This window comes from Pseudoalteromonas sp. SCQQ13 (assembly GCF_015864415.1).
GTDB lineage: Bacteria > Pseudomonadota > Gammaproteobacteria > Enterobacterales > Alteromonadaceae > Pseudoalteromonas > Pseudoalteromonas nigrifaciens.
The window spans coordinates 89,781-113,103 of the sequence record NZ_JADYXG010000013.1; the positions used below are offsets into that span (position 1 = coordinate 89,781).

The 23,323-nt window shown below is 40.1% G+C and carries 18 protein-coding genes; 5 read left to right on the plus strand and 13 right to left on the minus strand.

All coding sequences use genetic code 11. The features are described 5' to 3' along the window. The first annotated feature begins 4 nt into the window (after positions 1–4). The 3 genes from I6F41_RS11895 (at position 5) to fusA (ending at position 4,652) form a co-directional block, all read left to right on the plus strand. Complete coding sequence (locus I6F41_RS11895; RefSeq protein ID WP_182684149.1) at positions 5–1,627, plus strand: ATP-binding protein; 1,623 nt, start codon at positions 5–7, stop codon at positions 1,625–1,627. A gap of 15 nt (positions 1,628–1,642) precedes the next feature. Continuing rightward, a complete protein-coding gene (locus I6F41_RS11900; RefSeq protein WP_182684150.1) occupies positions 1,643–2,368 on the plus strand; it encodes a response regulator in 726 nt (241 codons plus the stop codon). A 199-nt stretch (positions 2,369–2,567) separates the two neighbouring features. Further along, positions 2,568–4,652, plus strand: a complete 2,085-nt coding sequence (fusA, locus tag I6F41_RS11905) for an elongation factor G (protein WP_011329565.1) — start codon at positions 2,568–2,570, stop codon at positions 4,650–4,652. An 815-nt stretch (positions 4,653–5,467) separates the two neighbouring features. On the opposite strand, the gene mdoH is transcribed toward fusA, so the two are convergent. From mdoH to I6F41_RS11970, 13 genes are all read right to left on the minus strand, one after another. After that, entirely contained in the window at positions 5,468–7,429 is a 1,962-nt protein-coding gene (gene mdoH, locus I6F41_RS11910) for a glucans biosynthesis glucosyltransferase MdoH (RefSeq protein WP_182684151.1), read from the minus strand. After that, the gene (locus I6F41_RS11915; protein ID WP_182684152.1) at positions 7,401–9,008 is read right to left on the minus strand and encodes a glucan biosynthesis protein G; all 1,608 of its coding nucleotides are present in this window, start codon (positions 9,006–9,008) and stop codon (positions 7,401–7,403) included. The genes mdoH and I6F41_RS11915 overlap by 29 nt, the downstream gene beginning before the upstream one ends. Before the next feature lie 383 nt (positions 9,009–9,391). After that, a complete protein-coding gene (hemB, locus tag I6F41_RS11920; protein WP_011329560.1) occupies positions 9,392–10,402 on the minus strand; it encodes a porphobilinogen synthase in 1,011 nt (336 codons plus the stop codon). A 2-nt stretch (positions 10,403–10,404) separates the two neighbouring features. Continuing rightward, entirely contained in the window at positions 10,405–12,270 is a 1,866-nt protein-coding gene (locus I6F41_RS11925) for a sensor domain-containing diguanylate cyclase (protein WP_182684153.1), read from the minus strand. After that, on the minus strand, positions 12,270–13,055 hold the full coding sequence (locus I6F41_RS11930; protein ID WP_182684154.1) for a TatD family hydrolase: 786 nt from the start codon (positions 13,053–13,055) through the stop codon (positions 12,270–12,272). Before I6F41_RS11930 ends, I6F41_RS11925 begins: the two co-directional genes overlap by 1 nt. Further along, the gene (locus I6F41_RS11935; protein ID WP_011329557.1) at positions 13,055–13,552 is read right to left on the minus strand and encodes a hypothetical protein; all 498 of its coding nucleotides are present in this window, start codon (positions 13,550–13,552) and stop codon (positions 13,055–13,057) included. Before I6F41_RS11935 ends, I6F41_RS11930 begins: the two co-directional genes overlap by 1 nt. Before the next feature lies 1 nt (position 13,553). After that, positions 13,554–14,294 (minus strand): twin-arginine translocase subunit TatC, encoded by a 741-nt coding sequence (gene tatC, locus I6F41_RS11940; protein WP_086994406.1) that lies wholly within the window; start codon positions 14,292–14,294, stop codon positions 13,554–13,556. A 48-nt stretch (positions 14,295–14,342) separates the two neighbouring features. Then, a complete protein-coding gene (tatB, locus tag I6F41_RS11945) occupies positions 14,343–14,675 on the minus strand; it encodes a Sec-independent protein translocase protein TatB (protein WP_008467380.1) in 333 nt (110 codons plus the stop codon). Positions 14,676–14,680: 5 nt separating this feature from the next. Beyond that, the gene (gene tatA, locus I6F41_RS11950) at positions 14,681–14,929 is read right to left on the minus strand and encodes a Sec-independent protein translocase subunit TatA (protein WP_008467382.1); all 249 of its coding nucleotides are present in this window, start codon (positions 14,927–14,929) and stop codon (positions 14,681–14,683) included. An 80-nt stretch (positions 14,930–15,009) separates the two neighbouring features. Continuing rightward, positions 15,010–16,611 carry a ubiquinone biosynthesis regulatory protein kinase UbiB gene (gene ubiB, locus I6F41_RS11955; RefSeq protein ID WP_011329555.1) on the minus strand — a complete coding sequence of 534 codons (1,602 nt, stop codon included), beginning with the start codon at positions 16,609–16,611 and terminating at the stop codon, positions 15,010–15,012. A gap of 9 nt (positions 16,612–16,620) precedes the next feature. Then, on the minus strand, positions 16,621–17,298 hold the full coding sequence (locus I6F41_RS11960) for a ubiquinone biosynthesis accessory factor UbiJ (RefSeq protein WP_011329554.1): 678 nt from the start codon (positions 17,296–17,298) through the stop codon (positions 16,621–16,623). Between the two features lie 11 nt (positions 17,299–17,309). Then, a complete protein-coding gene (gene ubiE / locus I6F41_RS11965) occupies positions 17,310–18,065 on the minus strand; it encodes a bifunctional demethylmenaquinone methyltransferase/2-methoxy-6-polyprenyl-1,4-benzoquinol methylase UbiE (RefSeq protein ID WP_197108534.1) in 756 nt (251 codons plus the stop codon). 82 nt (positions 18,066–18,147) lie between these two features. Next, a complete protein-coding gene (locus I6F41_RS11970; RefSeq protein ID WP_041454617.1) occupies positions 18,148–19,131 on the minus strand; it encodes a GGDEF domain-containing protein in 984 nt (327 codons plus the stop codon). A gap of 354 nt (positions 19,132–19,485) precedes the next feature. On the opposite strand from I6F41_RS11970, the gene I6F41_RS11975 reads away from it, so the two are divergent. Both I6F41_RS11975 and I6F41_RS11980 read left to right on the plus strand, forming a co-directional pair. Continuing rightward, the gene (locus tag I6F41_RS11975) at positions 19,486–21,267 is read left to right on the plus strand and encodes a DUF885 domain-containing protein (RefSeq protein ID WP_182684155.1); all 1,782 of its coding nucleotides are present in this window, start codon (positions 19,486–19,488) and stop codon (positions 21,265–21,267) included. Positions 21,268–21,770: 503 nt separating this feature from the next. Then, positions 21,771–23,252: an FMN-binding glutamate synthase family protein gene (locus I6F41_RS11980; RefSeq protein ID WP_182684156.1), complete on the plus strand. Its 1,482-nt coding sequence runs from the start codon at positions 21,771–21,773 to the stop codon at positions 23,250–23,252. The last annotated feature ends 71 nt before the right edge of the window (positions 23,253–23,323 follow it).

The window sequence follows — 23,323 nt, forward strand, 5'->3', positions numbered from 1 at the left end:
TAAAATGAAAAACACCAACCCGCTAAGCCCATTGCAACATATGGTTAAAAAACCTAAACGCCTAGAAACTCGGCTAATTATTTGGGTAACCGGTTTATGTGTATTACAAGCATTGTTGTTTGGCGCGTTGGTGTATCAGCTTACGGCGCAAAGCTTACATAGTCACATTGGCGACAAAGCATTGGCCGTTGCCAGCAGTATAGCCTCACGCGTTGATGTTATAAAAGCACTGCAAAATCCAAAAGATTTATTGGCTATTAACGAGGAAGTAGAAGAAATAAGGCAACTCACTGGAGCCGACTTTATTGTTATTGGCGATGAAAATGCATTGCGTATTGTGCATCCTGATGAAAAGAAAATTGGCAAGCGTATGGTGGGTGGCGATAGCCAAGCTGCATTAAAGGGTGAGCGCTATATTTCGCTTGCCCGTGGCAGTTTAGGAGAGTCAATTCGCGGTAAGGTGCCTGTTTATTCGAATAATAACCAAATAATAGGCTTGGTATCGGTCGGGTTTTTAGTGCAGTCAATTGACCCTCTTATACGTTCTCGCAGTATTGAGATTTTAATTTGGGGCTTAGTGGTGGTGGGCTTAAGTATTGTGGTGGCTATTTATATTGGTCAGCGGGTGCGAAATGCTATTTTTGGTTTACAGCCAGATGAGATTGCGCGGTTGTTTTCAGAACAAAATGCTATTTTAAATACGGTGCGTAACGGTATAATTGCGCTCGACCCCGAGGGGAATGTACGTAAGTTGAATCAACGTGCTTGCGAAATTTTAGATAAACCTCTTGCTTATACTCACCAATCCCTCACGCTTGCTGATTTACTTCCTGAGCATGCTGAATTTTTGCTGCGTAACCAGTCACGCGAAATAGTAGGGTTTGAACTATTTGCCGCCGATAAACGAATAATATTATCGCGCTTTGCTTTGCAGGTACAAGGCCAAGCCGATGGCATTTTACTTAGTATGCGCCCCTCTGATGAACTCGAATATTTAAGCCAACAACTTACTAAAGTGCAAGCGTTTGCGGAGCTGTTAAGAGTGCAAACTCATGACTATTCAAATAAGCTCAATTTAATTGGGGCGTTAGTGCAAATGGGCAAAAATGAGCAAGCGATTGAAATTATAGGTCAAGAAAGCCAAGGATCGCAGGCGCAAATACATAACTTGTTAGAGCGAATACAAGATCCTGTGCTTGCAGGTTTGTTAGTTGGTAAATACCATAAAGCAAGAGAGTTAAATGTGGTGTTAACGCTTAACCCTGATAGCTTGCTTGGTGAAATAACTCGCAAAGATATTTTAGAGCGGGTGGTATCTATTTTAGGTAACCTAATCGACAACGCGATTGATGCGGCCATTCGAGCATCAGATACTCGTGCTGCTAAAGTGCGGGTAACGGTTGATGAAACCAGCAAAACGCTACTTTTTGATGTAGAAGATAGCGGTTTTGGTTTAGGACCTGATCATAATGTGATATTTACCCCACAATATAGCTCTAAGTCGGGGGCGGAACATGGAATTGGTTTGTATTTAGTTAAAACTAATTTAGATTCGTGCGGTGGGAGTTTAGAAATAGGTGAATCAGATCTACTGGGTGCGCGCCTCAGTGTTTATATCCCCAAATAATAAGAGTAATAAAACATGACGTACTCAGTAGTGATAGTGGAAGATGAAGTAGAGGTTGCGCAGTTATTAGCACAATATTTACTGCTACCCAATGGTGTTGCAGGAAACAACACACCCAAGCAAAGTCTCAGGCAAGGGCAGTATCAGGTAGTGGGCATTGCCGGTAACTTAGCTACGGCAAAGGCTTTGTTGCAGGCAGTTAATCCAGATTTAGTGTTACTTGATATTCATTTGCCCGACGGTAACGGCTTAGACTTATTGAGTGATTTGCGCCGCTTAAACATAAAAAGCGAAGTGATGTTGCTCACAGCGGCAAAAGAAGTGGAAATACTCGAAAAAGCAATGCAGTTAGGCGCCAGTGACTTTTTAGTAAAACCACTCATGTTAAGTAGGTTAGATCAAGCTCTGGCACGTTTTGAAGCTCGCCAACAATGCTTTTCGGCTGCTGTTGAGGTGACGCAGTCTATGGTTGATACCCTATTTGGTTCAAAAGAGCGTGTTAGTACCACAACACGCTTACCCAAAGGAGTCGACTCGCTTACCTTAAAAAAAATAATAACTGCATTTAATGAACATAAAGAAACAGCATTTACAGCTCAGCAAATGGGTGATTTAGTGGGTGTAAGCCGATCGACTGCTCGCCGATATCTAGAATATATGCTTGAAGCGGGGCAGGTTAGAGCTGATCAAAGCTATGGTAGTATTGGTCGTCCAGAGCGTTGCTATAAAATATGCCAATAAAATAAAGAGTACAGAGTAAGGTAAGGCCTCATTAGGTAAATAGATCGCTCGCTCGCACTACAAAAAATAGCTATTTCAAAGGATGGATCATTTTTTTTATATAATTGGCTGCATTTTAAGCGACTTCTATGGTGATGTTCGCTTTAAGTGATGTTATACTCTGGCCGAATAATTTTTCGACTTTATTAAGAGTAAACTAATGGCAGATTTATCGAAGTACAGAAACATTGGTATTTTCGCGCACGTTGATGCGGGTAAAACTACCACCACTGAGCGTATACTAAAGCTTACTGGTCAAATCCACAAAAGTGGTGACACGCACGATGGCACATCAGTTACAGATTTCATGGATCAAGAGTCTGAGCGCGGTATTACTATTCAGTCTGCGGCTGTAAGCTGTTTCTGGAAAGATCACCGTTTTAACGTTATCGATACTCCTGGACACGTTGACTTCACTGTTGAAGTTTACCGTTCACTTAAAGTATTAGATGGCGGCATCGGTGTATTCTGTGGCTCTGGTGGTGTTGAACCACAATCAGAAACTAACTGGCGTTATGCGAATGAGTCAGGTGTAGCACGTGTTATTTTCGTAAACAAATTAGACCGTATGGGTGCTGATTTCTTCCGTGTAACTAATCAAGTACAAAAAGTACTTGGTGCAACTCCATTAATCATGACTTTACCAATCGGTAGAGAAGATGAGTTTGTTGGTGTTGTTGACGTTCTAACCAAGCAAGCATATGTTTGGGATGCGACTGGTCTTCCAGAGAACTACACTATTGAAGACGTTCCTGCAGACATGGTTGACCAAGTTGAGGAATACCATGAGTTACTTATCGAAACTGCTGTTGAGCAAGACGATGAGCTACTAGAAACGTACATGGAAGGTGTAATCCCTTCAATTGAAGATGTGAAGCGTTGTATTCGTAAAGGTACTCGTGACCTTGCTTTCTTCCCAACATACTGTGGCTCAGCATACAAAAACAAAGGTATGCAGCTTATTCTTGACGCAGTTGTTGATTACTTACCATCTCCTACAGAAGTTGATCCTCAACCTCTTATGGATGAAGAAGGTAATGAAAACGGCGAATTCGCTATCGTATCTACAGACCTACCATTTAAAGCGTTAGCATTCAAAATAATGGATGACCGTTTTGGTGCGTTAACATTCGTACGTATTTACTCAGGTAAACTAAACAAGGGTGACACTATCCTTAATGCGTTTACTGGTAAAACTGAGCGTGTTGGCCGTATGGTTGAGATGCAAGCAGATGACCGTAATGAATTAGCTAGCGCACAAGCTGGTGACATCATTGCTATCGTAGGCATGAAAAACGTGCAAACTGGTCACACATTATGTGATCCTAAGCACCCAGTAACACTTGAGCCAATGGTATTCCCAACTCCAGTAATCTCGATTGCTGTACAGCCTAAAGATAAAGGCGGTAATGAGAAAATGGGTGTTGCTATCGGTAAAATGGTTGCAGAAGATCCATCTTTCCAAGTTGAGACTGATGAAGATTCAGGCGAAACTATTCTTAAAGGAATGGGCGAGCTTCACTTAGATATCAAAGTAGATATCCTTAAGCGTACTTACGGTGTAGACCTTATTGTTGGTCAACCACAGGTTGCTTACCGTGAAACTATCACTAAAGAAATTGAAGATAGCTACACGCATAAGAAACAGTCTGGTGGTTCTGGTCAGTTCGGTAAAATTGATTACCGTATTAAGCCAGGCGAAGTTGCTTCTGGTTTCACGTTTAAATCATCTGTTGTTGGTGGTAACGTACCTAAAGAATTCTGGCCTGCAGTTGAGAAAGGCTTTAAGTCAATGATGGGCACTGGTGTTCTAGCTGGCTTCCCAGTACTTGACGTTGAAGTTGAGCTTTTTGATGGTGGCTTCCACGCAGTGGATTCATCAGCAATCGCGTTCGAAATCGCTGCTAAAGGTGCTTTCCGTCAATCTATCCCTAAAGCGGGTGCACAACTTCTTGAGCCAATCATGAAAGTTGACGTGTTCACGCCGGAAGATCATGTAGGTGACGTAATCGGTGACCTTAACCGTCGTCGTGGTATGATGAAAGACCAAGAGCCTGGTTTAACTGGCGTTCGCATTAAAGTAGACGTACCGTTATCAGAAATGTTCGGTTACATCGGTTCATTACGTACAATGACATCAGGTCGTGGTCAGTTCTCTATGGAGTTCTCACATTACGCACCATGTCCTAATAACGTTGCTGAAGCTGTAATCGCTGCAGAAAAAGAGAAAAAAGCTGCTAAGTAATTAGCACCTTAACTCTTTAAAAAAACCCGCACATGTTGCGGGTTTTTTATTGCCCATAATTTATTGCATAAAGCGCACTGTTAATTACCTAATGGTATAAAAGTTACAAATAATTAAAATAAAAAATTAGTAAAACATATTTATAAACAACTAGTTGACATTGTTTTTGTCATTACTAAATAAGTAGTAGTAACAATTGAAATAGGCTCAGTGCTGATGTAGGATTCGCGAGAACAAGCCTCAACTGAGGATAGATTGCATATGTGGAAGTCTCCAAGTGGGATATTGATTATATTTATTTTTATATAAGACGTTTACGAACATGATTAAGTTAGTGCCTAATTGGTCTCTACAACTGTTTAAATATATTACTGTTATAGGCTTATTTCTTTTAATACCTATATTTTCCACCGTTACTTTTAGAGTGGCGATAATCGTGTTGATACCAACACTACTCACATTTTTTATTGTTAGTAAGATGAACTTACAGCTATTACATTGCTACAAGCCTGGCATATGTTATAAACGAATATTTGGTGAGCGTTATATTAGTAGAGAAGAGATAAAATCTATTTCCTTTAAGTCATTTTTTATTAATACTATTTTTAAAGTATCTCTATTAAATGGTAGAAGTATATATTTTTACAATTGGAGATTAGATGAGAAAACTCGTACTGCCATTTATAAATTATACAGTGATAAAGTAATTGGTTAATTATCTATAATTACGAGCTTGCTTTGTTTTGTAAATATAACCTAATCTAGTAATAAAAAAGGAGCTATTTGTAGCTCCTTTTTTATTTTAAAGTGTGGCGCTAGCTAAGCTTTTTAATTAGCTTTTCTTTTAGCGCTTTCATCTTTGGCGAGCGTGACTTATTAAAGCTTTGTATTGGCATGGTAACCAAGTGCTCTTTTGGCAATGCGGGTATAGTTAAAGGGCATTGCCCTGCGGTGGGTACCGAAATCTCTTTAAGGTGCACTTTAAGTGCCTCTAGCATGGTATCGTTATCTACTTCACTAGGGCAGATAAATATACCTAGATTTCTGAGTTTAACCCCCAGTTTTATACTGCTTGAATAACGCACTATAGGTGCAGCTAGTACTAAACCTAGTAATATAGGTGATAGCCACCAAAAAAATACCGGCGTGAAGTAATACGCTGTGCTACCCCAAGCAATAGCGACCAAAGTAGAAAATAACGTATAACTAAACGCTTCTTTCCATGGCACCATACGGCCTTCTCGTGGTTGAGCATCCCACTTAACTTTTTTGCCTAAAAACACACAAACAACAAAATAAGCATGAAACACCATCATTAATGGAGCCATGACAATAGCAAAAACTGTTTCTATAATTGCGCCTAACGTAAGCTTAATAGCACCACCGAAGCGGTTTTTTCTGTGCACCAAGGTTACGATTATACCCATTAGTTTTGGTAGCAATAAAATAACAATAGTAAGATAGAGCAGAGCATCAATTAAATCGGTTTTAGCTATTTGCCAAGTAGGGAACAATTGATAAGCGCGGTTAAAATAAACGTCGCTATTTAAAGCACGTGTTACGGCATCAACCGTACTTAACGCGAGCATAAGTAACCATATTAATGACGAAATATAAGCGGTAGCGCCAAGTAAAAAGTGAAATTTGCTCATCAGCTTTAACTTTGGTGACGGGAGTAATCCAATGTGTTGAATATTACCCTGTACCCAACGTCTGTCGCGCACGGCATAATCTAAAATATTACTTGGGACTTCTTCATAGCTGCCTTCAATATCTGCAAGTAGTAATACTTCCCAATTTGCACTGTGTAGTAATGATGCTTCTACAAAGTCATGGCTGAGTATTTCACCACCAAAAGGAGCATTGCCTTTAAGTGTGGGTAAACCACAGCAGTCAATAAATGCGCTTACTCTAATTATGGCATTATGGCCCCAGTAGTTTGCTTTATCGGTTTGCCAAAATGCCGATCCTGTTGCCAGCATAGGGCTATAAAGTACCGAAGCAAACTGTAAAAAACGACCAAAAAAGGTATCTTGGCGTACCGGAATAGGAATGGTTTGAATAAGTCCTACTTGCGGGTTGTTAATCATGCTTGCCGTTAGCTCTAGCATGCATTTACCTGTCATAACGCTGTCGGCATCAAGCACAATCATATGATCGTACTGGCTTCCCCAGCGCTCACAAAAGTCGGTTAAATTACCTACTTTACGGTGTTTATTATCTTCGCGGCGACGATAAAACAACTGCTTTGATGTCTCGCCTAGGCGCTCACACAAAGCATGCCAAGCACTTAGTTCATTTTTAGCTATTGTTGGATCTTGTGTATCACTGAGTAAATAAAAATCAAAGTTGGCTAATTCCCCAGTCTCTTTTAATGACTGTAAGCTCACTTCAAAGCCTGCAATAACACGGTGTGTATCTTCGTTATAAATAGGCATTACTATGGCAGTTTTTTGCTGAGAAAATGCCTGACTATCAAGCTTTATAGGTTTTATGCGCCTAAGGGTAAGCGGATCAATACGCAGTAACTGCAGTACAAACCCTATAGTACCACTACAAAATGCGGTAACAATCCATGCAAAGGTAATTGAAAATAATGCCAGCAAAGCATATTCAAGTGGTGTCATACCATTTGAGTTTAAAATTTCAAACATAATAGAGATGCCATACGCAGATATACCAATTGCGGCAATGGCAAATAACCAAATACGAAGTGCCTTAAAGGGCATAGATATTTTGGTGGTTTGTTTACTTGATGTCATTTGGATACCAAACATAACTCCATACCTCGCTAATTTCTTTATCATGCAGCTTTAACGATAAGCGCATGTCTACAGGTTTGCCGTTTTGTGGAGCTATTTTAAAAGCAACTCGCCAGCCTAATGAATCAGGTAATTTTTGCACAGTTACATCTCTAACCTCACCCGTTGTTAATTGGATGTCGGCATTTAAATTTAACTTTTCTGAAAGCTTATTTATATCAGGCCCAGCAAAATCAACCGTAAATTGGCGATGGCTTTTAGGTGGCGGATTATCTTCACCCGGTAATGCCGCGCTACCAATGCGAGTGCGAACTGCGCGTGCCTTATCATGCTGAGTTAAGTAAGCATTAAAGGTGGTCATTTTATAGCTTAGCTTTAACGAATCGCCTGCTTTAAATGGTTTTTCAGGTACCCAGTAGCTCACTATGTTGTCGTTTGTTTCTGTATCTGTCGGTATTTCTACCAGCTCTACTCGACCATTTCCCCAGTCACCTTCAGGCTCTATCCACAGGCTAGGGCGGTTGTGATAATGCGCTTCAATATCAAAGTAATTATTAAATTCACGATCACGTTGCGCTAAGCCAAATCCCTTAGGGTTCTCGTATGAAAAAGAGGTTACGCTAAGTTGCGACGGATTATTAAGCGGACGCCAAATCCAGTTGTTATCCTGAGATTGGGTTAACAGTCCGTCTGAGTCATGCACTTCTGGGCGGTAATCGTCAAAAAACTTAGTGCTGTTTTCGCCGTGATAAAACATGCTTGTTAGTGGTGCTACGCCTAATTTTTTCACGTCTTTACGGGCAAAAATTTGCATATCTACTTTAACGCTGGTGTTGGTGGTAGGGTCAATACTAAACTTATAAGCGCCGGCAACCGATGGGCTATCAAGCAGTGCAAAAATGATAATGTTAGTTTGTTCTGGCTGTGGTTTTACTAGCCAAAACTCTTTAAACACAGGAAACTCCTCACCAGACGCTTCAGCAGTATCAATTGCTAACCCTCGCGCCGATAGGCCATACACTTGATTAGGCCCAACAACTCTAAAATAAGAAGCACCTTGAAACACCATTACTTCATCTTTGTACTCAGTGGTATTAATTGGGTAATGCAGCCTAAATCCAGCATGGCCTAATTGTTTATTGGCAACACTCTTGGCTATTTCATCTTTTAAAGGTGCTGCAGTACCATCGTACTGATAAAAGTCAGTACTAAACGGCAAACGGCTAAGTTTAGAATCGCTATCAACTGTATTAATTGTTACTGGTGTTTTATATAAAAAGCCGGGGTGAAACAACTGTAGCTCGTAAAGACCTTCGTCTTTCCACATTGACTTGTCTTGTTTAAAACGAATAGAGCGATAATCTTGATACTCAATATTATTTAGCGCATCTAGCTCGATGTTTTTAGGGGCAATATACTCCTCACTCGCTAATTTTTGAGCGCGGGCGCTGATCACATCAAATAAACTGTCTTGCGGGATGGCAACGTCAAGCGTAGCGGAAAATGCTTGCTGAGCTGAAAAAACAAGAAACAAGCTAAGTAATGGTACTGAGGCTTTTTTCCATGTTGATATTAGGTGAATTGGTGCTTTCATTTTCGTTCCTTTATAAAAACATGACTTATTTTTACAGTTAAGATTAATATCGATTTATTAATTTGTTTCATTGGTACTTTTAATAATAAACGTATAAAAAGGCTCAAGTATGCTTTGTTGTTTTCAGGCTAAATACGAGAGTGAGTAGATTTAGTACGGATAGTACACAAAGTTTACTGAAGCTTGTCTGAATTACATTTGTATATATTAGGTTTTAATTGGTACAAAATTAATCCCAATTAAATAAAGCAAAGAGGAGGGCTAATACTGGTTATGTAGGTAGCAGTTTTTGTTGAGTTATAGCAGCGTAAAAATGATGTAGCACTATTTAAGTTTGTAATTAAAAATAAAGTAAGGCGGGCTTGTTGCCCGCCTTGTAAGGCTTACTTTTTAGCTAAGTATTGTGCAGCTTGCTTAGCAAAATAGGTAAGAATACCGTCGGCGCCAGCACGTTTAAATGCCAGTAGCGACTCCATAATAGTGGCCTCTTCAGCTAACCAGCCGTTATCAATCGCAGCTTTGTGCATAGCGTATTCCCCACTTACTTGATAAGCGAAGGTTGGCACGCCAAACTCATCTTTAACTCGACGTACAACATCCAAATATGGCATGCCAGGTTTAACCATTACCATGTCGGCGCCTTCTTGCAAATCAAGCGCGACCTCGCGAATGGCTTCGTCAGAATTAGCTGGATCCATTTGATAGGTTTTTTTATCAGCACCCTTTAAGTTACCGGCAGAGCCTACCGCGTCTCTAAATGGGCCATAATAGCTTGAGGCGTATTTAGCTGAGTAAGCCATAATGCGAGTGTGAATGTAGCCATCGGCTTCAAGTGCCTCGCGAATAGCGGCAATTCTGCCATCCATCATGTCAGAAGGGGCAATAACGTCAGCACCTGCTCGGGCGTGCGACAGTGCTTGCTTAACTAGTATGTCAGTTGTGATGTCGTTAATTACATAGCCACTTTCATCAATAATGCCGTCTTGTCCGTGGGTGGTAAATGGGTCTAGCGCGGCATCAGTAATTACACCTAACTCAGGGAATGCTTCTTTTAATGCACGTACTGTACGTTGTGCTAAACCATCATCGCTATACGCTTCTTCAGCATGTAATGACTTTTTGTCGGCCGGTGTTACCGGAAAGATAGCAATGGCGGGCACACCGAGCTCAACCAGTTCTTTGGCTTCTATAAGTAGTAAGTCAATTGATAAGCGCTCGATACCGGGCATTGATTCAATTGCTTCACGACGGTTTTTACCTTCGAGTACAAATACCGGATAAATAAGATCATTAACGCTAAGCTGGTTTTCAGCCATAAGACGGCGTGAAAAATCATCGCGGCGCATTCTGCGCATGCGAGTATATGGGAAAAGATCTAGACCAGATTGGGCCATATTTATACGCTCCTACTTTGGGATTGTGGGATTGGAAAATTAATCACTTGGTTACGACCATGCTGCTTGGCAAAATACAGTGCTTTGTCGGCACGTTCGGTAAAAATTTCAGGATTATTTATATCTTCAGCAACGCTAGTATACACTCCCGCGCTGATTGTAAATGAAATAGTAGTGCCAGCCACATGCACATTATTAGTAGCAATAGCGTGGCGAATTTTTTCAGCAATGGCTATCGCGCCATCATTTTGGGTATTGGGCAATAGCACCACAAATTCTTCGCCGCCGTAACGTGCTACTTCATCAAGCGGGCGTTGTAATTGCTTTTTAATAGTATCAGCAGCAGTACGAATAACCTGATCGCCAGTTAGGTGGCCATAGGTATCGTTTATTACCTTAAATTTGTCTATATCAAGCATAATAACACTTAATGGTGTTTGTTCGCGACGCGAGCGGCGCAACTCCATCACTAATTTTTTATCAAAAAAGCGCCGGTTTTTAATACCAGTTAAGGGATCTTCCATGTTTAGCTGTTCAAGCTCACGGTTTTTTTCTTCTAGTTCTCTTAGTGTTACTTGTAACTCAAAAGTACGCTCATCTACTTGTGTTTCGAGCTCTTGACGCACGCTTTCTTGTAAAGATAGCCGCTCATGTAATAAGGCATCTTGGGCAGCACTTTTGGCTATTAAGGTTTGTTGAGTAGTTACTTGTTCATCGCGCTGTAAAATAAAGAGTTTCATTACCGCATATCCAAGGGAGAAAGCGCAGCTAAGAGAGCAAATAAACACAAAAGCCACTCTACTGTTTGTAAATATATAAAGCCCTGAAACAGTAATAATAAAATAAACAATTGCGGCTAAAAAGCTGCATAAAGCTAGCAAAAGTGCTTTTTGGGGTTCTGATGGGTTTTGGCGAATACAAAGTAAGGTTGTTACAACATAGTAGCCTAAAACAATGGGAGTGGTAATAAGGCAAAATAAGGTGACAACAAGTGTGGGAAAAAGCCAAATAAACGCAATAAGCAGTGCATATATAGCTATTATAATTTTTTGCACTTTAAACCATGTAACGGTTTTAGGCTGACATACCTGTTGCTGTAGAGGTAAGAAAAGTACAGTTATCAGCATTACCAACATGGGGATCATAAGTTGTACTGTGCTCGCAGAACGTGTGTGGATGAAACTAAAGCCACAAATAAAATATAATAAGATGCTGAGCATTAATGTTATAGCGCCCGTGTAAGCAAAGTATTGCTTACGCGAAAAAGCATATAAAATAAGACAGCTAATCGCTAAAGAAAAAACAAAGCCAATTAACAATCCGTAAAGCAAATTAAGCTTACTTTTATATGTAAAGAGCGCATCTGCCTGCCATAAGGTTAAAGGCACGCGTAACCCTGAGCTATTGCTCACTTTAACAATAACAGTGGTATTACTGTGGGCAGGAAGCGTTAATTTTACCAGCAAAGGTTCGTTTTTTATTTGTTGTTGTGGCAGTAAAGGAGGAGCATTAATATTTATTGAGGAGGATCGTCGCTTATCGAGTAAGTGATATACCTGTACTTCATTTAATAGCGGATTATCGATAGAGAGTATTGGCGTTACACGCGTATTGAGCGTATTTTTAATTATAAATTGGATCCAAACAGGGCGTTGTTCAATCCCTAAATTAAGTGGTTTGTTGGTTAACGTTTGCCACTGTTTAAGATCGCTCTGCTGGGCGGTTGCTATGGATGTAGGCGCAAAAGAATAATAAATAGAGTTAATTTTTTCAGATGTAAACTGCTCATCTATCTCTATCGTATTAGCGGCTGCTAAACCAGCAAAAAGGATAGTTAATAAGCTTAATAACACCCCAATAACTTTCATTACTTAGCTTTTAAACCAAAAACATTATAAAAGTTTAGAGTAGTTTGCTGCGCTATTGCCTCAGGAGTAAGGTTATATAATTGGGCAATTGTTTCGCACACATAAGTTAATAATGCAGGTTCATTACGGCGAAATTTAGGCTTTGGGCTAACGGTGCGCGGAATCAAAAAAGGCGCATCAGTTTCTATTAACAGTTTATTAAGAGGGATACTGGGGATTAATTGTTGTAGTTCTTTTCCACGGCGTTCATCGCAAACCCAGCCGGTAATGCCGATATAAAGCCCTAACGCTAAGTAGCTTTTTAATGCCTGAGCGTTACCTGTAAAGCAATGTAATACGCCGCGTACATTAAATTCTTTTAAAATACTGAGCATGTCTTCGCTGGCATCACGTTCATGCAAATATACAGGTAAGTTTAGCTGTTCAGCTAGGGCAAGCTGGCGTCTAAGTACACTTCGTTGTACATCGCGAGGCGAAAAATCACGGTTATAATCAAGGCCGCACTCCCCAATGGCTATAACTTGTTTATGGCTTGCAAGTTGAGTGAGTTGTGTCTCAAGCTCATCAGTAGCCGATTTAGCATCGTGAGGATGTACGCCTGCTGTAGAAAATTGCTGATGCTCTATAGCCAGCTCAAGCGACTGCTCACTGGCTGCTACATCGCAGCCTATAATCAGCATATGCTTTACTCCCGCAGCATTAGCGCGGGCAATAATATCTTGATGCTGTTTATCAAACTGATGGTTAGTTAAATTAACCCCAGCATCAATTAAGCTGTATGGCATTATTGAGTACGTTTAACGCGTATAGAGCGGTTTTGACCTTCTTTTTTTAATAAAAAAGAATTAAATACACCACGACTAATAACCACGTTGTCATCTTCTTTTAGCGTTATGCCGTCAGATCCAATTTGGCGCCATTGTTGGCCGTTTTCTAGAGTAATAATTAACTCACCATAAGCTGCTTCTTTAATGGCTGATACAGTTGAGCTAATAGAGCTGTCATTTTCTTTCGCAATATTTTTATGCTCTAAACCAAACTCTTCTGCTTGTGTTACCGCTACAGCAACAGGTGCGGTGGCTTCTGTATTTGTTGGTGAGAGTGTTTTATTTACAGTAGGCTTGCTCAGCGGTTTACCGGCAACCGTATTATCGTAACAAAGCAGGCGGTTAAAGTCGTTTTCAATAAAGCTACATGCTTGCAGTGCTTGCTCGTTAATAGCTGTGGCTGCAAAAGTCGGTGCGCTTAACAAAACTAATAGTGAGAGTAGTTTTTTGTTCATGTTATTCCTCAGGTTCTTGTTGTGGTTTAGCGGTATAAAATTTAGCTAAAATTAGGCCTAGCTCAAACAAAATAAGCATAGGTAGCGCTAATAAAGTTTGTGACAATACATCGGGCGGTGTTAAAAACATCGCTACTACAAAAACACCCACTACAATATAGGGACGTTTTTCTTTTAAGCTTTGCGTTGTTGTAGCGCCGCTCCAGCACAGCAGCATAATGGCTACTGGAATTTCAAAAGCGACACCAAAGGCAAAAAATAGTTTTAGTACAAACCCTAAGTAGCTACTAATATCCGGTGCTAAGGTGAGCATTGCAGGACCCGCACTGGTAAAAAAGCCTAAAATAATTGGCAGTACTACAAAGTAGCAAAAGGCAATACCACCATAAAACAAAAAGATGCTTGAGGCGAGTATTGGCATTAACATGCGTTTTTCGTGCTTATACAATCCCGGAGCTATAAAACCCCAAACCTGGTGTAATATCCACGGAATAGAGGCAAATAATGCGACAAATAACGTTAGTTTAAAAGGGGCAAAAAATGGCGCTGTGACATCAGTTGCTATCATGGTTGCAGTGCTTGGCAAATGTGAAATTAATGGGGCTGCAACAAATGTATAAATGTCGTTTGCAAAATACACTATTGCAATAAAAATAACTAAAATGCTTAATAGTGATTTAATCAGCCGATCGCGTAATTCAATTAAATGCGCGACAAACCCCGATTTTACTTCCTCAGCCATTATTTTTTATACCATTTAGTAAGTTGACCACAAAATGAGAAATTAATTTCACTTTGTATCATCAATATTTTGCTTATTAGAGGGATCGATTTGATTTTTTTTATAACTGTGGGTCACAGACTGAGCGGCCTGTTGTAGTTCAGTTAGTGAACTTTGTAGTTCAGGACTTAAATCGGTTAAGTTTTGTTGCTCCGCTTTTTTAAGGTTTTCGTGTAATTCGTGCACACGCAACTCTTCGCTCACTTCAGCTTTCACTGAGTTAGCAAGCGACTTTGCAGTTTTTATCCATCGGCTTACCGTTCTAATTGCTACAGGTAAACGCTCTGGACCAAGCACCACTAAACCAACAATTAAAACAACAATTAGCTCCCACATCCCCATGCTAATTAAACCTTGTTATTGTCTTTATTTTTTTCAGTATGGGCAGAATCAAGCGGTGCACTTTCTTCTGATTTTTGAATCTGCTCTGGCTTTTCTTTATCTGTATTTTTTTCGTCAGACATTGCTTTTTTAAAGCCTTTAACTGCTCCACCTAAATCACCACCAATACCGCGTAATTTTTTAGTGCCAAACAAAAGTACAATAATTGCTAATACAATCAATAACTGCCAAAGACTAATACCGCCAAATCCCATGTTTATCTCCCGTTTTCATAATTATAAAGTGTATATTTTAAATACTAATTATACGCCTAAAAACGTAAATAGCACTTAGTTTATGTGCTACGCCATGCTGCTATAAAACCAATAATAGCGCTACTTATAGCGATACTTGCAGCAATTAAATCGTGCTGTAAATAAAATAATGCAGCAATAACCATAGCCGCACTGCTAAACAAACCTAAAACCAAAGGTTTATGAGATCCCTTCGGAGCCTGTACTTGAATTTGTGGTGGGCGTTTTAAGCTTTGATAAATTAGATCGGGCAGCTCTGGCATTTTTTCGGCCCAAAAGGGTAATTGTGCATACATTTGCTTTATAACCGATAACGGACCAACTTGTTGCTTAACCCAGTCTTCTAAAAAGGGCTTAGCGGTTTTCCATAAATCTAATTGTGGATAAAGCTGGCGGCCTAAACCTTCAACATACAGTAAGGTTTTTTGCAGTAATACCAATTGTGGTTGTACCTGCATATTAAAGCGCCTTGCAGTATTAAATAAATTAACCAATACATGACCAAACGAAATTTCAGCTAAAGGCTTATTAAATATAGGCTCGCAGACAGTGCGAATAGCAAATTCAAACTCTTCAATACTGGTGTCGGGCGGTACCCAACCCGAGTCCACATGCAACTGCGCAACTTGGCGATAATCACGATTAAAAAAGGCTATAAAGTTTTCCGCTAAATAGCGTTTATCTTCTTTGTTTAAGGTGCCCACAATACCGCAATCTATACCAATATATTTAGGGTTTTCGGGGTGCTCACGAGAAACAAAAATATTACCTGGGTGCATGTCAGCATGAAAAAAGCTGTCTCTGAACACTTGGGTAAAAAACACTTCAACGCCACGCTCAGCCAGTAGTTTCATATTGGTGTTTTGCGCTAATAAAGCATCAGTATCTGATACCGCAATACCATAAATACGCTCCATTACTAATATATTATGGCGGCTGTAATCGCTATAAACGGTAGGGATGTAAAGCGAATCTGAGTCTTCAAAGTTACGTTTAAGTTGAATGCCGTTTGCACCTTCGCGCATTAAATCAAGTTCATCAAGTAGAGTCTTTTTGTACTCTTTTACTACTTCCACAGGACGCAGACGTTTTGACTCGTGGTGTACTTTTGCTAACACCTTAGCGAGCTTTTCCATTAAGGCTAAGTCGGCGTTAATTTGTTGATTAATGTTAGGGCGGATTACTTTAATAACTACATCTTGCTCTATACCATTTGTGTCAACTAACGTTGCGGTATGTACTTGTGCTATTGATGCCGACGCCAGTGGTGTTTGTGAAAACTCACTAAAACGCTCGCTTATGTCATTAATTTCGAGAGCTTTTTCTATTATTTTTTGTGCAAGTTCGCCGGGAAAAGGTTCAACCTGATCTTGCAAAAATGCCAGCTCTAATGCAATTTCGTGCGGCAGTAAGTCACGACGCGTAGAAAGCATTTGGCCAAACTTAACCCATACTGGGCCAAGCTGTTGTAGGGCTAAACGTAATCGCAGCCCGGCGGGCTTATCTTTATGCTGATTACGCAGCCAAAATAAACTACCTCGGGCTATTTTCGCAAACCAAGGGATTTTATGTTTTGGCACTAACTCATCTAATCCGTAGCTAAGCAGTGTTTTAGTGATGTAATACAGTCGTGCAGTTGACACAAAAAATCCTTAGCGGGTAGTCAAAGTGGTTAGTAAGGCATTAATACGTTGTTCTATAGCAGCAACTTGGCCTTTAAGCTCACGGTTTTGTTGTTTAAATTGTTTAAGCTCTAACGGATGAATGGTAATTGCCAATTCATCTTGGCATAAGCTTGTTAGGGTGCGGCTTAACTGCGTTTTTGCTTTATTGCCGTGTTGCTGGAGCGTTTTGAAGTGTAAATATAATTGCTGTGCGGGAGCATCACCAAGGTGCGATGAAAGCTGCTCAGGCCAATCTATATCTAGTGTTGAAAATGCATTGCTATAGGTTTGAGCTATGTTTAAATCGCCTTGTAAATCAAGTTTGTCTTGGCGAATTAGCTGGGTAAGCATGGCTGGGTTTTTTAGCGCAAGCAGGGTGTTAAGGTCGGCGCTAATCATGCAATCTGCGTCTGTATCACTGGTTGCGCTATATAAATGAAGTTGCTTGTCGCTAAACACTAGCAGCAGCTTTAGCTGAGAGCCCCTAACATCAACGACTAAGCGCTGATGCTTAACTGCTGCCAACTTTCCCGATAGGCTTGTATCGAGTTTAAGTGCTTGATTAAGTATTCGCTCCACGAGCGAAAGTACTAAGTTGGGTAACATAAAAAAATCAGTTGAGGGAGCCTCAGTAGAATTTTTTTCGGTTGCTTGCTCAAGCGCCATAATTATTTACCTTAGTACTTAAAGCCACGATGCAGCGCAACAATACCACCGGTTAAGTTTTGATAAGTGGTTTGCTCAAAGCCTGCATCAGACATCATGCTTTTAAGCGTGTATTGATCTGGATGCATACGAATCGACTCAGCTAAATACTTGTACGATTCGCTGTCGTTTGCCACTAACTTACCCATAGTTGGTAATAAGTTAAATGAATAAAAGTCGTATGCCTTACTGAGTATTTCATGCTCTGGCTTTGAAAACTCTAATACCAGTAAGCGCCCGCCTGGTTTTAAAATGCGGTACATTGAGCGTAATGCTTTGTCTTTGTCGGTTACATTACGTAAACCAAATGCAATAGTGATCAGATCAAAGCTATTATCTGGGAATGGTAAGGCTTCAGCGTTCATTTGCACGTAGTCAATATTGCCAACTAAGCCTAAATTATGGAGTTTTTCACGGCCCACTTTTAACATAGACGAGTTAATATCACCGAGTATAACCTGACCGGTTTCTCCGACTAGTTGGCTAAATTTTGCAGTTAAATCGCCCGTACCACCGGCTAAATCTAAAACATGGTGGCCTTTACGAACGCCAGAGCTGGCTATTGTTTGACGTTTCCATAAACGATGTACCCCAAAAGACATTAAGTCATTCATTACGTCATATTTTGCCGCAACTGAATGAAATACGTCTGCAACCATTGAGGCTTTATCGTTTTCGGCTACCGTTTTATAGCCAAAATGCGTGGTCTTTTGTGGTGTTTCGCTCATCATTAATCTCTATTGTGGTAATGAAGACTAGTGTACTTGATTGTGCCCTGAAGGTGCAATTTGAATATGATTTATCAGCTAATTAATGCTCCGCAGTAAAGCTATTTTGCCCTAAAGAGCGTGCTTTAAATGCCGCATTAGAAGCACTTTTAGTTAATTGCTCAAAGTCAGCTTGTTGTTGCTGTGCAATCCCCAAAGAGAGCTTAATTGCAGGTAATGCCAGCGCGTTTTTTGAGCTGATAAAGCGCAGCTTTGCAACACCAGCGCGTACTTTTTCTGCAATTAAATTGGTTGTTTCACAATCTACGTCGGTAAGTAGCACAGTAAATTGATCTTTTGCAGTACGCCCCGCTAGGCCGCTTTGAAACACATATTTTTGTACTTGTTTAGCCACTTTGCTTAAAATTGCTTCTGCGATTACATCGCCAAAGTTATCAATAAAGTGATCTAAATTGTCTATTTGAATAGCAATAGCACAAACCGGTTTATGTTGATTTGCCCATATTTGCACTTGCTTGGTTAAATAATGGCGTTTATACAAGCCAGTTTGACTATCAATAATATGTTGTTTACGCAGGGTGTTAAGCTGCTTTTTAGTTTTTTCGTGGAGTTGTTTAGCATTACTTAATTGTTGTTTAAACTGTTTGTGTTGCGTTAACAGTGTTGCTGTTTGCTGATCTAGCCTTGTAAGTGCGATCCGGCTATTTTTAATGTTATTTTCATCAAGCGAATGCATACACTCGCTAATATGGCCGGCAAAATTAATAAATTGTTTTTCAGTGTGTTGTGCGCTTTTAGACAGCGAGTTAATTACCCCATTAACATTCTCTATCATCGACACTTCAGTGGCATGGCCTTGATTTAAATGCTCAAAATAGAGTTGCTCGGTAAATAAACTGTCAATAAGAGTGTTACTTGCAATAGCGCGCTCAATGGCGCTATTAAGGTCGTTGTTTACTTGGCTAATATAAGTATAAACAACCTGATAATTAAGTGGTGTAGGTGGCAAAACATGGCGCTCTAAAAATACACACACTTTTGTCATTTTATCTTGTGCTACAGCCATAGAGTCATGGAACATCATTTGCAAATACCAACTAAATACATATGCGTATTAATTTATAAACTCATCCAATGAAGCGTTTCGCATCCAAGCACTTGTACCATAATCATTATATCGGTTATTTAAAAGTAAAAACGACAGTTAGTTATCTAAATTGTAACTTTAGCAACATAATGGCTGCTTTTATCATCAATTACTTTTTGTTTCATTCAAAAGCATGTTTTATTACTGGTTATTAAATACCAACCTGCTTATATCAGTCGTATTAGTTTTTGCGTGCTTGGTCGTATTTATCTTGCTATTTATTTAGCCTGCGATAGGTTTACAAAATCTATTTAATTGTGAAGCTATATAATAATGAATCAACTTTTATCTCGACCATTACGCCACTCGCTACTGGGAATTACTTTTTTATGCACCTTAAGTGCATGCCAAACAACCTCACTTAATGCCGATAAGCAATTTACTCAAGTTGCCGAAAACATTGTGCAAAATAGACAAGATGCTAGCCCTTATAATAATAATCCTCAGGGTGTAGATGGCTACTTACTACCTAACTTAACTGCCGAGTATTTAGCGCAAGAATATAAAAAAAATACCCAGCTACTTGCCGATTTAGATACGGTAAACATTGATAAGTTAAGTGATGAAAATCGGATTAACTTTAGTATTTTGCGTGCTCAAGTGCAAAATAGCGTGGATGAGTATGTATTTAATGCCCACTATATGCCGCTTACATCTGAATATGGGTTTCATTCAAGCTTGTCGTTTATGGTTAAAAGTTCACAATATAAAACGTTACAAGATTATAAAAATTATTTAGCGCGATTAGCTCAGGTACCACGCTTTTTTGAGCAAAATGTTTATTGGATGAAACAAGGTTTAGCAATAGGGTTAACGCAGCCTAAAGCTGTACTTAAAGGTTATGAAGATTCAATTAGTGTTTATATTGTTGATGATGTAACACAATCTGAATTTTATCAGCCATTTTTAACGAATACTGCAGGCTTAAGTAGCAGCGAATTTTATGAGCTGCAACTCCAAGCTAAAACAATAATTAAAGAACAAGTAATAGCAGCATATAAAGATTACCTCACCTTTTTTACTGAAGAGTATCAAGCAGGTGCTCGAGACAGTATTGGTATTTCGGCAACGCCTAATGGGGCTGCTTTTTATGCTAATCGCGCCAAGCATTACACCACTACAGATATGACCCCAAAAGAAATTCATGAGTTGGGCCTAAAAGAAGTGGCACGTATTCGTAGCGAAATGGAAGAGGTAATAAAAGAAGTTGGTTTTAAAGGCACGTTCGCTGAATTTATCCACTTTTTACGTACTGATCCGCAGTTCTACGCAACTACTCCAGAGCAGTTACTAAAAGAAGCTGCTTATATTGCTAAAAAAATGGATGCGCAACTGCCTAGATTATTTCATACCTTGCCGCGCAAACCTTATGGCGTAGTGGCTGTTCCCACCAATATTGCTCCTAAATATACTACAGGGCGTTACTCGGGTTCGAACCGCGACGATCAAGCTGGTTATTACTGGGTAAACACTTATGCGCTAGATAAGCGACCTCTTTACGCGCTAGAGGCGTTAACGCTGCATGAAGCTGTACCAGGGCACCATTTACAAATATCACTTAATGCTGAGCTAGAAAACTTGCCGAGTTATCGTCGTGATGCTTATTTATCAGCATTTGGCGAGGGGTGGGGGCTTTATTCTGAGTACTTAGGAATAGAAGCTGGGTTTTATCAAGATCCATATAGCCGTTTCGGACGTTTAACCTATGAAATGTGGCGCGCTGCACGTTTAGTTGTTGATACGGGAATGCATATGTATGGCTGGAGCCGTGAACGCGCGATGAACTTTATGGGCGATAACACTGCTTTGTCGTTGCACAACGTTAAAACTGAAACAGATCGTTATATTTCATGGCCTGCGCAGGCGTTATCGTATAAAATTGGAGAATTAACTATTAAGCGCTTACGTAAAGAAGCGGAGCAGGCCCTTGGCCAAAAATTTGATGTGCGAGAGTTCCATCATCAAGTGCTACGCCATGGTTCAGTACCGTTATCTGTACTTGAGCAGCAAATTCGTTTGTATATTAAAAACGAACTAGCTAAACAGGATATTTAATTAATCCGCATCAATCGTAATGGCTTATATTAGGGTCTGTTTATCTTTCAAGGTTAAATTTGCAGCAGTGTGTTTGGTATTTAGGCAAGGCAGAGCCTATGTGGTGTGGTTACTCCCCATAAATAGGCGATAACGTAGCATCAATGGCAAACATGCGCTGCCCGAAGGGTTCTGCCTAGGGGCGATTGACTCTTTGTTGCCTACATGGATGTAGGTAAGGGGCGTGAGCAGGACGCGGAAGCTTTGCTCGGTTTTTACTTATTCTTACATGGATGTAAGCCAGTAGAATAACGCAGGAGCAGTTATCGAGCCCACTAGGTTACAAACCTCGCGCCGTGATTAAATCGCCCCTAGTTTGAACAAATTTCAATCCGCAAAGGTCAACAGACCCTAGGGTTATAAATTAATAAAATGCGCATATCATCTATAATAAGTGATATGCGCATTTGTCTATTGAAGCCATTTTCATTTATTGGCGAAAAAGTACTGCAGAGGGGTTTTGAGTGAACAATTTTATAGTTCTAAGTATTAATGTATTTGCGAGCCTTTTTATTGTTGTATTAGGGTTTATAGTTTTATCGGTTATTATTTTTTATTTTAGAGATATAACCCAAACAAAGCATGCAATTAGGCGCAACTATCCGGTAATTGGTCGGTTTCGATATTTTTTTGAGCGCCAAGGAGAATTTTTCCGCCAGTACTTTTTCGCACTTGATAGAGAAGAAATGCCGTTTAATCGTGCTGAACGTAGTTGGGTATATCGCGCTGCAAAAGATGTTGATCATACTGCTGCGTTTGGCTCGACTCAAAGCCTTGAAGTAACCGGTACAGTGATGTTTATGAACTGTGCATTTCCTACTTTAGATGAAGAAGCGCTCGATCCTAGTAATGTGACTTTAGGCCCTTACTGTAAAACACCTTACACCACTAATTCAATATTTAATATTTCAGGTATGAGTTTTGGTGCTTTGTCAAAACCTGCAGTACGTGCTTTATCTAAAGGAGCTAAGCTTGCTGGCTGTTGGTATAATACCGGTGAAGGCGGTTTAAGCCCGTATCATTTAGAAGGCGGGGGAGATATTGTATTTCAAATTGGTACTGCTAAATACGGTGTGCGCGACGATAATGGCAATTTAAGCACTGCTAAATTAAAAGAAATAGCAGCTCACGAACAAGTAAAAATGTTTGAAATAAAGCTAAGCCAAGGCGCTAAACCAGGTAAAGGCGGTATGTTACCAGGGCGAAAAGTTAACGCTGAAATTGCAAAAATACGCGGTATTCCCGAAGGGCAAGATTCAATTAGCCCTAATGGCCATCTTGAAATTAAAAAGCCGTCAGATATTCTTGATATGTTGGCAACCGTACGTAACGCAACCGGTAAACCAACCGGCTTTAAAGCGGTAATTGGTGAGTATACTTGGTTAGAAACTCTTTTCGCTGAAATAAATCATCGCGGTGTTGAGTCAGCGCCCGACTTTATTACTATTGATAGTGCAGACGGTGGCACAGGCGCCGCACCACAGTCATTATTAGATTCAGTGGGCTTACCACTGCGAGAAAGCTTGCCATTAGTAATTAACTTGTTAGAAAAACATGGGCTCAGAGAGCGAGTAAAGGTTATTGCCTCAGGTAAGTTAATCGTACCCTCTAAAGTTGCATGGGCATTAGCACTGGGGGCTGATTTTGTTGTATCTGCTCGCGGCCATATGTTTGCACTAGGGTGTATTCAAGCAATGCAATGTAATAAAGACACTTGCCCTACAGGGATCACCACGCACGACAAGCGCCTGCAACGTGGCTTAAATGTGGCAGACAAAGCACAGCGTGTGGCAAACTATAATAAGTATGTGCACTATGGAGCGGGCTTAATCGCGCACTCGTGCGGCGTATCTAGTGCGCGAGAGTTAAAACGTGAACATGTGCGTATAGTTCAAGAAAGTGGTCTTTCAGAGCCATTAGATAAAATTTACGAAAATTATAAATAACACAGTGAGCATTAAATATATGAGTGCTTAAGCGCACTAAACTAAGCTGCTTTTTTATGCACTCAATATTT

What these genes read in the sequence shown, in the direction of transcription:
- I6F41_RS11915 (WP_182684152.1), bottom strand. Translation starts at nt 9,008, where the DNA reads ATGAAAGCACCAATTCACCTAATATCAACATGGAAAAAAGCCTCAGTA.
- tatC (WP_086994406.1), bottom strand. Translation starts at nt 14,294, where the DNA reads ATGGCTGAGGAAGTAAAATCGGGGTTTGTCGCGCATTTAATTGAATTA.
- hemB (WP_011329560.1), bottom strand. Translation starts at nt 10,402, where the DNA reads ATGGCCCAATCTGGTCTAGATCTTTTCCCATATACTCGCATGCGCAGA.
- tatA (WP_008467382.1), bottom strand. Translation starts at nt 14,929, where the DNA reads ATGGGATTTGGCGGTATTAGTCTTTGGCAGTTATTGATTGTATTAGCA.
- I6F41_RS11935 (WP_011329557.1), bottom strand. Translation starts at nt 13,552, where the DNA reads ATGAACAAAAAACTACTCTCACTATTAGTTTTGTTAAGCGCACCGACT.
- I6F41_RS11900 (WP_182684150.1), top strand. Translation starts at nt 1,643, where the DNA reads ATGACGTACTCAGTAGTGATAGTGGAAGATGAAGTAGAGGTTGCGCAG.
- fusA (WP_011329565.1), top strand. Translation starts at nt 2,568, where the DNA reads ATGGCAGATTTATCGAAGTACAGAAACATTGGTATTTTCGCGCACGTT.
- tatB (WP_008467380.1), bottom strand. Translation starts at nt 14,675, where the DNA reads ATGGGGATGTGGGAGCTAATTGTTGTTTTAATTGTTGGTTTAGTGGTG.
- I6F41_RS11970 (WP_041454617.1), bottom strand. Translation starts at nt 19,131, where the DNA reads ATGGCTGTAGCACAAGATAAAATGACAAAAGTGTGTGTATTTTTAGAG.
- mdoH (WP_182684151.1), bottom strand. Translation starts at nt 7,429, where the DNA reads ATGTTTGGTATCCAAATGACATCAAGTAAACAAACCACCAAAATATCT.
- I6F41_RS11895 (WP_182684149.1), top strand. Translation starts at nt 5, where the DNA reads ATGAAAAACACCAACCCGCTAAGCCCATTGCAACATATGGTTAAAAAA.
- I6F41_RS11975 (WP_182684155.1), top strand. Translation starts at nt 19,486, where the DNA reads ATGAATCAACTTTTATCTCGACCATTACGCCACTCGCTACTGGGAATT.
- I6F41_RS11930 (WP_182684154.1), bottom strand. Translation starts at nt 13,055, where the DNA reads ATGCCATACAGCTTAATTGATGCTGGGGTTAATTTAACTAACCATCAG.
- I6F41_RS11925 (WP_182684153.1), bottom strand. Translation starts at nt 12,270, where the DNA reads ATGAAAGTTATTGGGGTGTTATTAAGCTTATTAACTATCCTTTTTGCT.
- ubiE (WP_197108534.1), bottom strand. Translation starts at nt 18,065, where the DNA reads ATGAGCGAAACACCACAAAAGACCACGCATTTTGGCTATAAAACGGTA.
- I6F41_RS11960 (WP_011329554.1), bottom strand. Translation starts at nt 17,298, where the DNA reads ATGGCGCTTGAGCAAGCAACCGAAAAAAATTCTACTGAGGCTCCCTCA.